Here is a 13,894-nt window from a genome sequence, read left to right as displayed (position 1 = left end):
TGGATCAGCGGCTCCACCTGGCACGGCAGACGCGTCATGCGCATCTCGGTGAGCAACTGGTCGACCACCGACGACGACGTGAGACGGACGCTCGACGCGATCCGACGTGCAGCCGCCGGCGCCTGATACAGAGTCACCCCTTCGGTACGAGCAGGCCGGAACTCCGTCACCCGGTCAGGCCGAGAGGTACGCGGCCAGTTGCTCCCACTGCCGCACGCCCAACACGTAGGCGCCCCAGGCGTGGTCCGCGGCGAACAAGAGCATGACGGGGGCCAGGGCTGTGAGTGCGCGGTGTGGCGAGGCCGCCCCGCCGAGCGGCCCGAACGGGGGCGTCCAGTGACTGCTCGCCCTCGCCATCGACGGGTACGCACGCGCTGAGCGTGCAACCGGCAGGCAGGATTCCACGACGGCGAGTTCACGGCCCGCCCCGTCCGGCCGCCCTTATTGATCGGCCCTTCTGCAGGCACGGCCGCAGGCATGCGCACGCGGCGGGTTGACCCCTTGCAGGTGCGCTCGGTGCGGGGGTTCACCCTCTCGTACGCCCCGCAGGGAACCGCCCGGCACGGTTGGCGCTCCTGATCGTTGAAGCCGGGGAACATCGCGTCCGCCGATCGAAGTTCCCGAAGCCGCTGGAATCCCCGTCCCATCGAAGGAAGCCGAGGAATCAACGTGCCCCTGCCCCTGCGCCGACGCCGCCTGGCCGTGAGCGCCACCGTGATCGCCGCGCTCGTCGGCGGTGCCGCCACCACGAGCGCGTACGCGGCGCCCGCCCCGGCCGGCTCCGCCGCGCCCACCGCTGCCGTCCCCTCCCCCGCACCCGACATGGAGGGCGTGGCGCAGGCGCTCGACGCCGCCATGGCCAAGGGCGCGCCGGGCGCCATGGCCAGATTCAGCGGCCCCGACGGCGTTCGCACCCGTACGGCCGGAGTCCGCGACCGGGTCTCGGGCGCGGCCATGGACACCAAGGCGCGCTTCCGGATCGGCAGCGTCAGCAAGACCTTCTCCAGCGTCGTCCTGCTGCAGCTGGTCGACGAGGGCAAGGTCGAGCTCGACGCACCTGTCAATCGCTTCGTGCCCGGCCTGCTGCCCGACGATCGCATCACGGTCCGCCATCTGCTCACCCACCGCAGCGGCTTGGCCGACTACACCGACGCGATGTTCGAGCAGACCGTGCCCGGCTTCGAGGCGGTACGCAACCGGGTCTTCAGCTACCAGGAGCTGCTGGACCTCTCGCTTGGCCTGCCTCGTACCACGGAGCCGGGCGTGGCCTACAAGTACTCGAACGCGAACTTCGTCGTGGTCGGGATGCTGATCGAGCAGATCACGGGCAGGCCGGTGGCCAGGGAGTACGAGCGCCGCATCTTCAAGCCCCTCGGGCTCCGCAACACCTCCTACGTCCACCCCGAGACCGGGATCAAGGGCCTGCACGTCCGCGGCTATCTCCACCCGGACGAGGCCGGCGGGGCGCTCGTCGACTCCACGGAGCAGACGGTCTCCTGGGCGCAGTCCGCCGGCGCGGTCGTCTCCAACCCCGCCGACCTCAACACTTTCATGTCGGCTCTGATGCGGGGCCGGCTGCTGTCGCCCCGGATGATGGACGCCATGACGACCGTCAGCCCGACGGACGTCGCCAACGGCCGCCACTACGGGCTCGGGCTGCGGCGCTACGACCTCTCGTGCGGCACGCAGGTGTACGGCCACACCGGGACGGTGCAGGGCTTCTACACGTACGCCTTCGCGACCCGCGACGGCCGGCGGAGCTTCGCCGCGACGGCCAACACCTCCAACAAGTCCGACGCGAACACCGCCCTGGGCGGCACCCTGGAGCCCGCCTTCTGCGGCAAGAAGGCCACCACGGCTCGCACCCTGAAGACCCGGAAGGCGGAAGCCGACCTGCCCGAGAACCGCTGACCTGACCGGCCGCCACCGGGGAGCGGGAGGGCCAACGGGCCACGCCCGCTCCCCTTGCGGCCGGCCGAGTCATCCTGTCGTGCGAAGCTCTGCGCCACGGTGCCTTCGACAGTCAACGGCCTTGCTCTGCCCGCCCAGCAACGATGACGTCGCCCTGGCGCTCGACTACCGCACTGATCCATCAGACCCTCGCGTCGTCGGCAGCGACGTCTGAGGGCTCTCAGCGGCGGGTCAGGGCGAAGGGTGTCGGGGGCAGCGGCTGGCCGCTTTCGGATTCGCCCTGCGGCTCGTATCCCACCACCGTGAGGCCACGGCCGGTACTCACGACGGAGACGGGGGCCCTGCCTTGGACGCCGTCTCCGGCAGGCAGGTACAGCGGCTTCCAGCCGCCACCGCGGGTCCGCTGCACGCCCACCGGTCGGTACAGGCCGTCCGCATACGCGGTGCCGACCGCGGCGACTCCTGCGGGACCGGCGGTGATCGCCTGCCACCGGCCGGGGCCCGCACCGGCGTTCACCCTCGTCCAGCTGTGCCCGTCGAAGTGCGCGACCAGGCCGTGGTCCTTCGCGGGCGCCCCGATCTCCTCGGTGCCGACGGCCCACACGTCGTTCGGCCCGGCTGCCGCCAGTCCCGCGAGCTCTCCATAGCGGCCGTCGAGGGCGGGGGCCTGGACGCGGGTCCAGGCACGGCCGTCGTAGTGCAGCAGCAACGGACGGGGCCGGCCCTCCGGTGTGCCCACGGCGCCCGTCGCCCAGATGTCGTCGCGTCCTGTGGCGACCACGTCGGAGAGCGTCCAGTAGTCGCTGTCGATGACCGGCGGTTCCACCTGGTGCCAGTTCGTGCCGTCCCAGCGCTCGATCAGTCCGTGGAAGGTCAAGAAGTCCGCCGGCTGCCGCCAGCCGACCGCCCACACCTCGTCCACGGCGACCGCGGCGAGGGCGTTGAATCCGGCGGCCAGGGAGCTGTCCGGCACGGGTGCGTCCCGGACGTGCCATCCGCCGGCGTCGTGCCAGGCCGTGGGGATGCCGCCGCCCTCGGGTGGCCTGCTGCCGGCCAGCCAGGTGGTCCCTGCGGGGCCGGCGGTCACCGACCGGACGCTGCTGAGCCCGTCGGGGACCGGGAGTTCGGCCCATTCGGAGGAGTCGTCGTCGTGGGAGAAGATCACGGGCCGGCTGTACGACTGCCGCCCCTCCCCGAACTTCCTTGACCCGACGGCCCAGGTCGTGTCCCCGTCCACACGCGCCGCGTCCATCGGCCGGGCATTGCCGACCGGGAAGGCATCCTGAGCCCAGGTGTCCCGCCCGTACCCTGTGGCGGCCTGCCCGGCCCCGGGGGCTGCGGCCAGCAGCATCCCAGCCGTCACCACCGCGGTCAGCGCGATCCGTACATGTCTTCTCATCGCAAGTCTCCGTCGTTCAGGGAAGGGATGCCTTGGAGACATCCGACCGACCCGGTGCCTCACCGGCCCGGTCCTTGACCGGCCCGGTCCTTCACCCATGTCCAGAGGCGCGAGCCCCGGAAAAGGTTGAAGCCCTTCGCGACGACTCCGTGCGTCAACGACCCCGCAGCGACTCAGCAACTCGGCAATTCAGTGGCGAACTCGGGCCGTCCCGGACGATCATGCGACGCATGAGCGACCAACCCGCGCGATGGACCCAGGCAACCGTCTACCCCGACATGTGGACCGACCCGGACGACGACCCCCGCGACAGCGATGGAGTCAGTCCGGACGGTGAGCTTGCGACGCTGGTGGACTTTCTGACGAACTACCGCTTGACCCTGCGGATGAAGTGCGAGGGCCTGGATGCGGAGCAACTGGCCCGTCGGTCGGTTCCGCCGTCGACGATGTCGCTGCTCGGTCTGATTCGGCACCTCGCCGAGGTGGAACGGGACTGGCGCAACTGGATCAGCGACGGTGACCCGCTGCCGAAGCTGTACGGCGCGCGGGACGCGGACTTCGACGGAGCCGTCGGCGAGCAGGCCGTGGTCGACGCCTCGTACGCCGATCTGGAGCGCGAACAGGCCGCGACCGACGCGGCACTGGCCGAGCACCCGGACCTGGGCGAGCGTGTGGGGAAGGACGGGATCGCGATTCGGGAGCTGATGGTGCACCGGATCGACGAGTACGCCCGCCACAGCGGGCACGCCGACCTGTTGCGCGAATGCATCGACGGAAGGGTGGGGCAGTGAGGGCCACGACGGCGATGGCCCACGGCTGATCCCCGTCCTCGGACCCGTCCGGGTACCCCGGCGAGCGGCGGACGCCGGGGCACCCGTCCCGATCTCGCTCATCAACGGCCCACCGGGGGGCAGTGGTTGACAGGGCCGCATGGTTGACAGGGCTGCGTCACCATCTCATTCTGAGAGCGCTCTCAAAGGAGAATCCCCCACTTCCCAGAGGAGCCCCAGTGCTCACCTACCGCCCCCGCCTCAAGAGGCTCAGGCTGCTCGCGCTGCTGGCAGTCACCACGACGATCGGCACCGCCGTCGTCGTCGCCGAGCCCCCATCCGCTGCCGCGGGCGCGCTGCCCGCCACCATCCCGCTCACCTTCAAGAACAGCTCCGGCCGCAGCGAGCAGGTCTACGTCTACAACCTCGGCACGGACCTCGCGACCGGCCGCCAGGGCTGGGCCGACGCCGGCGGCACGTTCCACCCCTGGCCCGCGGGCGGCTCCGTGCCGGTCCCCGCCCCGGACGCCGCGATCGCGGGGCCGGCCAACGGGCAGAGCATGACGATCCGCCTGCCGAAGTTCTCCGGCCGCATCTACTTCAGCTACGGCCAGAAGCTGGTCTTCAAGCTCGCGACGGGCGGACTCGTCCAGCCCGCCGTCCAGAACCCGAGCGACCCCAACCGGAACATCCTCTTCAACTGGTCCGAGTACACGCTCAACGACTCCGGGCTGTGGATCAACAGCACCCAGGTCGACATGATGTCGGTGCCGTACGCCGTCGGCCTCAAGCGACCTGACGGCAGCGTGGCGAGCACTGGACGCCTCAAGCCGGGCGGCTACCGGGGCTTCTTCGACGCCCTGCGCGGCCAGCCCGGCGGCTGGGCCGGTCTCGTCCAGACCCGCTCCGACGGCACCGTGCTCCGCGCCCTCGCACCGGGCCACGGCATCGAGGCGGGCGCACTGCCGCCCGGGATCATGGACGACTACATCAACCGGGTCTGGACGAAGTACGCCACGTCGACACTGACGGTCACCCCGTTCGCGAACCAGCCCTCCGTGAAGTACTACGGCCGGGTCAGCGGCGGCGTCATGAACTTCAGCGACGGCTCCGGCACCCGCGTCACCTCGTTCCAAAAGCCCGACTCCGACAGCGTGTTCGGCTGCTACAAGCGCCTCGACGCGCCCAACGACCAAGTCCGCGGCCCCATCTCCCGTACCCTGTGCGCCGGTTTCAACCGCTCCACTCTGCTCACCAACCCCAACCAGCCGGACACGTCGTCGGCCGGCTTCTACCGGGACACCGTGACCAACCACTACGCGCGCAAGATCCACGCGCAGATGGTCGACGGCAAGGCGTACGGCTTCGCGTTCGACGACGTCGGCGCGCACGAGTCGCTCGTACACGATGCGGCCCCGCAGCAGGCGTACGTCACCCTCGACCCGCTCGACTGAGCCAACGGCACTGGCCCCTCCACGCACATGCCCGTCTTCTCCCTCGGCACCAATGCCTGCGACGCCCCGCTGACGGCCGAGGGAGAAGACCACGGCATCATGGCGGTCAGCACCATCGGGCCAGGGAGCACATGCACATGACCAAGTTCATCGTCCACGACGATCCTGTCGGTCGTGCCGCCAGAAACTACATCGCCCACGCAGACCTGGCGCCGTTCGGATTCGACGGACAGATGGAACAGCTCTGGCTGAAGCCTCTCGACGACGGCACGTTCGCCATCGCCTGCATTCCCTTTCGCACGTACGGCCTCGCGCTCGGAGACCGCGTGGTCCTGTCGGACGACGAGGTCACTGAGGTCGTCGGGCTCTCCCGGCACCGTGTTCTGCGCATGCTCCTCATGCCCGGCGCAGACCCGGCGCGGCTCCCCCAGGCCATCACCCGCATCAAGAACGCGATCGAGGAAGCCGAGCTGCTGAGCGAATGGAGCGGTGACCGCCACGTCGCCGTCGACATCCCTCCCCATACGAGCCCCTCGAAGCTCTTCGAGGTCATGGAACGCGAGGTCGAAGAGGGCGGCGCTTTCTGGGAGTGGGCTGACGCCCGGGCCTTCTCCGCCGCCGGCTGATCCGCCTCACGGAGTGGAACCCATGAAGATCCGAGCGATGGAGACGGGCAGGCTGAGCCTCGTACCGCTCCGTGTCGAGCACGCGGACGAGATGGCCGAGGTACTCGCCGATCCGGCCGTGCATGCCTTCATCGGCGGCGCCCCGCACTCTCCGCAGGCATTGCAGGCACGGTACGAACGTCTCGTGGCCGGCTCACCCGATCCATCCCAGACATGGTGCAACTGGGTGATCCAGCTCCGCGAGGAGAAGTGCCTGACCGGAACGGTGCAGGCGACGATCACTACCGCTGAGAGCGGAGGGTGTGCGGCCGAGATCGCCTGGGTCGTCGGAACTCCGTGGCAGGGAAACGGGATCGCCACCGAGGCGGCACGAGGACTGGTCGCCTGGCTGCAGGAGCAAGAAGTACAGGTGATCTGCGCCCACATCCATCCCGATCATCAGGCATCCGGTGCAGTTGCCGCAGCTGCCGGCCTGGCTCCGACTGGTCACTGGCACGATGGCGAGATCAGGTGGGAACCTCCGGCGGCGCAGTCACGTAGCTTGTTCTTTTTCTTCCGGACCCGACGCGGAAGGATGGGCAGGCAGCCGCGTGACCGTTGATCTGTGATGCGCCACAGCGCGCTGACCTAGCAAGATGCTCATATGGAAACTGGGTTCCCCTGGGGGTCTACACCAACCGTCGATCTCCGCCTGTGGCGTGCTGACGCGATCGTGCTTTTCGACTGGCTGATGAGCACCGACCTGAACACCGTACCGATCACGCACCCGGCTCAGAAGCAGGCTCTCGTAGACCTGCTGGCACGCTTGGAGGAGGTGGACATCATCGAGTCCACCGATGAAGAGATCGCCGCAGCCCAGGCCGAGGTGGCCAAGAACATGGGTTGGTAGGGACTCGCTCGAGGTCCGTGATCGCGGGTCACCTCGAACGGTGTCTCGAGCTGGGTCGCTCACCTGGAGGTTCGCCAGACGTGGGGGCGGCCTTCGTCTGATCATGTGCTTCGACCAAGGTGCACGTGACCACGACGAAGGCCGTGAGGTGAGTTTGCTGCCTGATGCTGTCCGAAGGGAAGCGTTCGCGGAAGCGTCACGCTTCCGGCAAGAGTTCTACGAGTGTCTGACCGCTCGGCACGACGAGTTGTTCGAGCTGGTGGACACGGTGCTGTGTGCGGACGGTGCGGTGAGGTCCCCGGTGGACCTGACCCTTCCGCCCGAGCACCGTCGCGGGCACGGAGCGATGTACGGCGGCCTGAACCACGGCCGGATCGACATCGGCCGTCTGCGGACGGCGCTGGCCGATCTGTCGCTACCTCGTTTCGACGGCGGGCGCCTGGTCCTGGCGGTCGATGTGTCGCCGTGGCTCCGCTCGGACGCGCCGTGCTCAGCCTACCGGCTGTTCTGCCACGTCTACGGCCGCGCGAAGACGGCTTCACAGTTCATCCCGGGCTGGCTGTACTCCTTCGTTGCCGTGCTGGAGCCGGGTGCCACGTCCTGGACCGCGATCCTCGACGTGGTCCGGCTCGGCCCGGTCGACGACGCGACCGCGATCACCGCCGACCAGCTCCGAGGAGTGGTCGAGCGGCTCATCGCCGCGGGGCAGTGGCGGGCCGGGGACCCGCCCATCGTGATCGTCAGCGATGCCGGCTACGACGTCACCCGCCTGGCCTGGGTCCTGCGCGACCTCCCCGTCGAGCTGGTCGGACGGGTCCGCTCCGACCGTGTCATGCGGCTGCCGGAACCACCCAGGATGCACGGCGTCAACGGCCGGCCGCCCAAGCACGGCCCGGAATTCCGCTTCACCAAGCCGGAGACCTGGCCCGATCCCACGATCACTGACACGACCAACTACGGCAAGGCCGAGACCCAGGCATGGGACCGGGTCCACCCCCGGCTCACCCACCGCTCCTCATGGCTCGACCACAACGGCGAACTTGCCCTGGTGGAGGGCACTTTAATCCGGCTGAAGGTCGAGCACCTGTCGAAGGAACGCGATGCCCCGCCGGTGTGGCTGTGGTCCTCCAAGGCCGGGGCCACCCCCGACGACGTGGACCGCTTCTGGCAGGCCTTGCTCCGCCGCTTCGACCTCGAGCACACCACCGGGCACCCCGCTACGACGTCGGCAAAACCGTCAAACGCCCCGAGACCCTCAAGGCCATCGGCAAGCCCGGAAGATCTTGGTAGATAAAGAACAAGCTGGCGACACCTATCGGCGCTTGTTCGGTTACCGGCCCGTGGGGAAGCAGACTCTGGAGTGAAGGCGAAGGGGGCGGCCCGGTGGGAGAGGCGGTTCCAGCAACTCCTCCACCGGTACGTCGGTCCAGTCGATGGACGTGGTCTCGGCGTTCTCATGGAGACGGGCGTTCAGGTCGTACATGGCAATGTGGCGGCCGGGGCGGTGGATGTGCAGGGTCAGCTCCGCGCCCTCATCGTCCAGGACTTCACCAGTCAGGCAGCCGGGGCGGGAGTCGTTGGAGCCGGGGCCGAGGACAGTGGCCAGGTGCGTGCGGACGTCGGCGACGGAGGCGAATAGAACGAGGGCGTCCTCCCATTCGTCGTTGTTGATCCAGTAGGCGCTGCGCAGTAGTGCGAAGGCATGGCGTGGGTGGCTCCTCTCGCTCTGAGGCTTTTTGGTGGGCGGAGCATGAAGGTAGGAGAGGGCGGAACGGGCACAATCGTCGTCGGGGGCGCGGCGTTGGGCTTCCCGGTAGGCGGCGATGGCGGCGTCCTGGTCGCCCGTCCAGGTGAGGGCATGGCCCAGGTAGAGCGGCATGAGGGCGTCGTGAGGGTCCGCGTCAAAGGCCGCCTCTGTGGTACGGATGGCTTCCTCGGCGAGCGGACGGCTCACGCCGTTGCTGTCGTGCTTTCCCAACCCGTTGAGCAGGGTTCCGTCGTCATCATCGAAATCGCAGCACACGTCGGACAGCGCCACGTGTCGAAGTGCGAAGGTCGAGGCCATCGCACGCAGGATCGCGAGCGTGGCGGCGGTCTCGGTATCTTCGTGCGATCCCTGCTCCGCCTGGTCACAGTGGTGGCGAGCCCGGGCTATCAGATTAGGGATCGCCGGTTCGTCGCTGAACTGCCGAAGCAGGAACTCGCATTCGGCGAGCGACTGTCCGGCCTGCAGCAGGTGGATGGGCGGCTCTTTTGCAGGCATGGGCCATAAGTCTGCCATCGAGCGGTAGCGATGTCCGATGAATGCTGCGACTCGGTGTCCTGGTCATCGAGCCGCTGGGAATGAAAACACGCACTTACCGACAAGCACTGACGTTCCGCGTCGACGGGCCAGGCGGCAGACGCGCCCGTGAGGCCCTCGGGATCGTGGCCGGATGCCGCACGCGACGAAGGCCGGACCTGTTCCCGAACTGTGGTGAGCAGCCTTGGTAATGGAAACTGTTCAGATGAAGAAGCGACAGAAGATATATTTCAGCGTTCGCGTGGACACTGTCGAGACGCCGGTGCCGGTCCACGCTCTGGAGCAGGTCGCCGCGTGCGTCGGACGAGCGTTGAACTGCACCTTCGCCGAAGGTGAGTACCAACGGTGGTACGCACAGGTCGCGGACGTCTTCGGCCTCACAGTCTCCGTGGCCGGCGTGGGTGGCATCGGCGGCAAGTCGGTAGCCAAACTCGTCGGCGAAGTCGCCGAGAAGGGCTTCCGCTACGCCCCGGACGGCAGCGTCGAGGTCGAGTACGACCGAGTGGACATCAGCGCCTACATGGTCGATCTGCTCGCCATCCGCACCGGGCTCGAGTGGTACCAGCCCACCCCCGAAGACCTTGCCGCCGAACGCCGAGCAGCCGGCATATTCGATGACTTCCTCGGGCAAGTCGGCCCCCAGGGATGGACCAGAGACGACGAAGAGAAGTACAGCGACAGGGACCGCCGTGGCGGCCGAGGCCCTGGACCGGCTCGCGGATGATGCGCGGGACGTGCGCGCCAATTCGCGGCTGCCCCCGGCCGACAAGCTGCAGCGCGCCCTGTCCGTGCCGATCACGATCGGCCGCCGTCAGCCGCACCTCTACCGGCTGATGTTCACCTCTCCGGTCGGCGACCCGGCCGTGATCCACGCGGCGGTCCAGGCGGCCGATCGCGCCCAGGACGAGTTCCTCGCCATCGTCGGAGTCCTGTCGGATCGGGGATACTCGCCCGTCTCGTCGACGTCCACGGCCACGGCCGGGCTGCTCAGGCAGAGACGGGGACCGGCTCCAAGTCAGTGCCGTCGAAGGGTGGGTAGGTTTCCCTGCCGGTTCGCTCGGCCGCATCGATGTAGTCGGCAAGGGCGTCACGGGATTGAGCGAGCCTGTCCATCTGATCGTTCAGTCGCTGCAGCCGTGACCGCATCGCGGCCAGCAACTCGGGGCACCCGAGCAGCTCCGGGACCTCTCCGATCGCACAGGGCAGCAGGTACGCGATGTCCTCGGAAGATAAGCCGGCGCCGAGCAGATGCCGGATCTGCTTCACCCGCAGCACGGCGTTCTCGTCGTACTCGCGGTAGCCGTTCGCGCGTCGGTCTGCCTCCAGCAGGCCCTGGGCCTCGTAGTAGCGCAACTGATGGGCGTTGACGCCCGTCCGACGACTCAGTTCCCCGATACGCATCGCTACCTCGCTTGACCTTCACACCGGTATCAACGTTGACGATGCTGCCATGAACAGCAAACCCGATACCTCTGTGACCGTCATCGGACTCGGACTGATGGGCCAGGCGCTCGCCGGCGCGTTCCTGAAAGCCGGGCATACCACGACCGTATGGAACCGTACGGCCTCCAAGGCCGACCAATTGGTGGCCGAGGGCGCACGGCTGGCGCCGACGGTCGGCGACGCGCTCAAGGCAAGCCCCCTGGCCATCATCTGTCTCACCGACTACCAAGCCATGCACGAGCTGCTCGACGCGAGCGATGTCGAGCTGGACGGCACGATGTTGATCAACCTGACCTCGGGCGACTCGGCCCAGGCGCGGGAGGCCGCCCAGTGGGCCGAGCAGCGCGGCGCGCGTTACCTGGACGGCGCCATCATGGCCATCCCGCCGGCGATCGGAACCGCCGAGGCGGTGATTCTGCACAGCGGGCCGCAGTCGGACTTCGATGCACACGAGTCCACACTCGACGCGCTCGGCACCGTCACCTACCTTGGCGCGGACCACGGGCTGGCGTCTCTGTACGACGTGGCCGGCCTGGCCATGATGTGGAGCGTCCTGAACGCCTGGCTCCAGGGCACCGCCATGCTCAGGACCGTTGGTGTCGACGCCGCAACGTACGCGCCGTTCGCGCGGCAGATCGCTGCCGGTGTGGCCGATTGGCTGCCTGGGTACGCCGAGCAGATCGACAGCGGCTCCTTCCCCGCCGAGGTGGCGGCCCTGGAGACCGACGCGCGGGCGATGGCGCACCTGATCGAGGAGAGCGAGGCGGTGGGCGTCAACGCCGAACTGCCGAGGTTGATCAAGGCGATGGCTGACCGCGCGATCGCCGCCGGGCATGGTGGGGAGCAGTATCCCGTGCTGATCGAAGAGTTCGGCAAGCCCCGCGACAACTGAGGGGGCCGACACGGGATCCATCCCGCCGCTCGGCACGCTCAACCGCAAGAGGCCGCTGGCCAGCGGCACGAGCGCCGCATGGCGGCCGCCGCCCCGCCGGTTCCGTTCCCTGGATCCGGCGGGGCGGTCGGTTGCTGCTCAGCCCTGGCAGGCACCCCGAACGATCCGCTCGACGACGGCCGTGGCCTGCGCCGGGTGCCCCTCCAGCCAGGTACTGAGGTGTTCCCGCACGGCCTCCCCCACGCACGCGCGCACTGCGGCACCGCCCAGTTCGCCGCACGTGGCGCCATGGAACTCCGGACGGTCCAGCTTCACCGACACGACCGCCGTCAGCCCCTCGCCGATCCGGTCGGCGCTGAGATCGGGGTCCGCCGCCTCCAGCAGCCGCCGTTGCCGCGCGTACGCGTTGACCGCGGCCGCCACCCCGTCGCGGAAGCCCGCCTCGTGCGTGCCGCCGTAGGGGGTGGGCTGACTGTTGGCGAAGCTCCGGACCCGCTCCTCGCGGGCATCGCACCACCGGAGGGCCACCTCCACCGACCCCTGCATCCCCTCGTCCTCCCGCTCGAAGCCGATGACGTCCGGGGGGACGGGCACGTCCGGCCGCGCCTCGAGGAAGGCGACGAAGTCGCGCGCCCCGCCCGGGAACCAGAACCGCTCCGACCGGGGCCCGCTCGGGGGGCGTTCGTCGATCAGCGAGATGTCCAGGCCCCGGTTCAGGAAGGCCAGTTCCCTGAAGCGCTCTGCCAACACATCGAACGAGCACTCCGCCGTCCCGAAGATGTCGGTGTCGGCTCGGAAGGCGATGGCGGTCCCGCTTCCGGTCGCCGGCCCCGCGGCGCTGGGCGGGGCGACCGCGACGCCGCGCACGTACTCCTGGACCCAGCGGACTCCCTCGCGCCGCACCTCGGCCGTCAGGCGGCTGGACAGGGCGGTGGTGACGCAGGGTCCCATGCCGAAGAGGCTCACAGCCACGGCGTGGCGGCTGTTGAGCGCCGTCCCGGCATGCGGGCTGGTCAGCAGGGCCTCCAGGGCGGGACCCTCCGTGCCCCCGGCGGCCTCGACCGGAACGCCCGGCCCGTCGTCGGCGACACGCACGCCGCCGCCGGGTGTGAGGGTGACGTCGATGGGGCCGGGTCGGCCGCTCAGGGCCTCCCGCACCGACCGGCCGGCGACCTCGAACACCAGCTGGTGCAGGCCACGTTCGCCGGTCGACCCGACGTACATCCCGGGCCGCTTCCGAATGGCTTCCCACCCCTCCAGCACCTGGATGTGGCTGGCCTCGTACCTGATGGCTTCCTCACTCACGAAGTCCCCCTCCGATGGCGTTCAGCAGACCTCCCCAGCCTAGGCGGATCACTGAAAAACACCAGGTCAGAGCCGGTTGGTCGAGGGCCTGGGCGGGCCTGTCGGCCCCTGCCCGGAGACGGTCGACTCAGGGTCCACGAGCCGCGGCCGGAGTACGGCCGGGGGCTCGCCGAGTCCTCGTACGGCCCCGTTCCCGGCGGCCCCAAGGTCCCCAATTCCGGTACGTCGCAGGCCCACCTCCCGTGCCTTCCTCGCGCGGGGCGTAGCAACGACTCTGTGTCAGGCGTTCTCGCCACGGAGAATCTGCAGGAACCTACCGAAGTTCCCCTGCGACCAGTGCTCGACGGACTGGCCGCCCACCACGCGGTCGATGGAGATGCCGCTGAGGTGGACCTCGCGGCCGGACGGGGGGATTCCGAGGATCGTCCCTGTGTGGACACCGCCGAGGCTCCAGCGGGTGACCACCTTGGTGCCTTCCGCGATCTGGTCGAACACGTCCAGTCGGTAGCCGGTGAGAGACGCCTTCAGTTCGAGGTCGCCCGCGACCCAGGCCGAGCGCTCGTTAGGGCCGTCGAACCCGTGGAACACGAGGTCCTTCGAGATGTACCGCTCGAAGCCAGCGGCCAGGTCCCCGTTGTAGCCGGCGTAGAACGCTGCGGCGACCTGTCGCGGCGAGAGGCGGGATCCAGATCCAGATCCGGATCCCGACGGGGCGCCGTGTGGGCAGCTACTCGGGGGCGACCCTCGACACCCTGCTCCGTATTACTTAGGATCATGGGCACGGCATCGCGTGTCGGTCACCGGCTGGGTGAGGCATGGAGGTGCCCGTGAGATTGCCTTGCGGAGGCATTCCACACATGTCAGTCGAGTTGAACCACACCATCATCCACGCCCGGGACAACC

At 68.9% G+C, this 13,894-nt stretch carries 12 protein-coding genes and 2 pseudogenes; 9 read left to right on the top strand and 5 right to left on the bottom strand.

Translation table 11 applies throughout. From position 1 onward, the window contains the following. The first annotated feature begins 675 nt into the window (after nt 1-675). The gene (locus VIU94_RS33760) at nt 676-1,911 is read left to right on the top strand and encodes a serine hydrolase domain-containing protein (RefSeq protein WP_331917444.1); all 1,236 of its coding nucleotides are present in this window, start codon (nt 676-678) and stop codon (nt 1,909-1,911) included. Nucleotides 1,912-2,131: 220 nt separating this feature from the next. Here VIU94_RS33760 and VIU94_RS33755 read toward each other — a convergent pair whose 3' ends face one another. Continuing rightward, nucleotides 2,132-3,310 carry a hypothetical protein gene (locus VIU94_RS33755; RefSeq protein WP_331917440.1) on the bottom strand — a complete coding sequence of 393 codons (1,179 nt, stop codon included), beginning with the start codon at nt 3,308-3,310 and terminating at the stop codon, nt 2,132-2,134. Between the two features lie 221 nt (nt 3,311-3,531). Here VIU94_RS33755 and VIU94_RS33750 point away from each other — a divergent pair, with 221 nt between their 5' ends. The 6 genes and pseudogenes from VIU94_RS33750 to VIU94_RS33725 all read left to right on the top strand — a co-directional run. Then, nucleotides 3,532-4,101 carry a DinB family protein gene (locus tag VIU94_RS33750; RefSeq protein ID WP_331917438.1) on the top strand — a complete coding sequence of 190 codons (570 nt, stop codon included), beginning with the start codon at nt 3,532-3,534 and terminating at the stop codon, nt 4,099-4,101. A gap of 218 nt (nt 4,102-4,319) precedes the next feature. Next, on the top strand, nt 4,320-5,534 hold the full coding sequence (locus tag VIU94_RS33745; RefSeq protein ID WP_414721055.1) for a glycoside hydrolase family 64 protein: 1,215 nt from the start codon (nt 4,320-4,322) through the stop codon (nt 5,532-5,534). 137 nt (nt 5,535-5,671) lie between these two features. Continuing rightward, on the top strand, nt 5,672-6,160 hold the full coding sequence (locus VIU94_RS33740) for a DUF4265 domain-containing protein (RefSeq protein WP_331917436.1): 489 nt from the start codon (nt 5,672-5,674) through the stop codon (nt 6,158-6,160). A gap of 22 nt (nt 6,161-6,182) precedes the next feature. Next, complete coding sequence (locus VIU94_RS33735; protein WP_331917434.1) at nt 6,183-6,761, top strand: GNAT family N-acetyltransferase; 579 nt, start codon at nt 6,183-6,185, stop codon at nt 6,759-6,761. Nucleotides 6,762-6,803: 42 nt separating this feature from the next. Continuing rightward, nucleotides 6,804-7,049, top strand: coding sequence for a hypothetical protein (locus tag VIU94_RS33730; RefSeq protein ID WP_331917432.1), 246 nt, complete (start codon nt 6,804-6,806; stop codon nt 7,047-7,049). A 148-nt stretch (nt 7,050-7,197) separates the two neighbouring features. Further along, nucleotides 7,198-8,250 (top strand): annotated as a pseudogene (locus VIU94_RS33725) (transposase); the annotation flags it as partial. A 129-nt stretch (nt 8,251-8,379) separates the two neighbouring features. Here VIU94_RS33725 and VIU94_RS33720 read toward each other — a convergent pair. Beyond that, nucleotides 8,380-9,312 carry a hypothetical protein gene (locus VIU94_RS33720; RefSeq protein WP_331917430.1) on the bottom strand — a complete coding sequence of 311 codons (933 nt, stop codon included), beginning with the start codon at nt 9,310-9,312 and terminating at the stop codon, nt 8,380-8,382. A 244-nt stretch (nt 9,313-9,556) separates the two neighbouring features. On the opposite strand from VIU94_RS33720, the gene VIU94_RS33715 reads away from it, so the two are divergent. Continuing rightward, nucleotides 9,557-10,075 carry a hypothetical protein gene (locus VIU94_RS33715; protein WP_331917428.1) on the top strand — a complete coding sequence of 173 codons (519 nt, stop codon included), beginning with the start codon at nt 9,557-9,559 and terminating at the stop codon, nt 10,073-10,075. Between the two features lie 263 nt (nt 10,076-10,338). On the opposite strand, the gene VIU94_RS33710 is transcribed toward VIU94_RS33715, so the two are convergent. Continuing rightward, nucleotides 10,339-10,752 carry a MerR family transcriptional regulator gene (locus tag VIU94_RS33710; protein WP_331917426.1) on the bottom strand — a complete coding sequence of 138 codons (414 nt, stop codon included), beginning with the start codon at nt 10,750-10,752 and terminating at the stop codon, nt 10,339-10,341. A 49-nt stretch (nt 10,753-10,801) separates the two neighbouring features. Here VIU94_RS33710 and VIU94_RS33705 point away from each other — a divergent pair, with 49 nt between their 5' ends. Continuing rightward, nucleotides 10,802-11,686 carry an NAD(P)-dependent oxidoreductase gene (locus VIU94_RS33705; protein ID WP_331917424.1) on the top strand — a complete coding sequence of 295 codons (885 nt, stop codon included), beginning with the start codon at nt 10,802-10,804 and terminating at the stop codon, nt 11,684-11,686. A gap of 138 nt (nt 11,687-11,824) precedes the next feature. Here VIU94_RS33705 and VIU94_RS33700 read toward each other — a convergent pair whose 3' ends face one another. Then, a complete protein-coding gene (locus VIU94_RS33700; protein WP_331917422.1) occupies nt 11,825-12,991 on the bottom strand; it encodes a DNA gyrase subunit B in 1,167 nt (388 codons plus the stop codon). Nucleotides 12,992-13,270: 279 nt separating this feature from the next. After that, nucleotides 13,271-13,636: pseudogene (locus VIU94_RS33695) on the bottom strand (ester cyclase); the annotation flags it as partial. Between the last annotated feature and the right edge of the window lie 258 nt (nt 13,637-13,894).

The sequence above is a fragment of the Streptomyces sp. genome (assembly GCF_036566765.1).
GTDB lineage: Bacteria > Actinomycetota > Actinomycetes > Streptomycetales > Streptomycetaceae > Streptomyces.
This window is presented reverse-complemented; position numbering and strand designations above follow the sequence as displayed.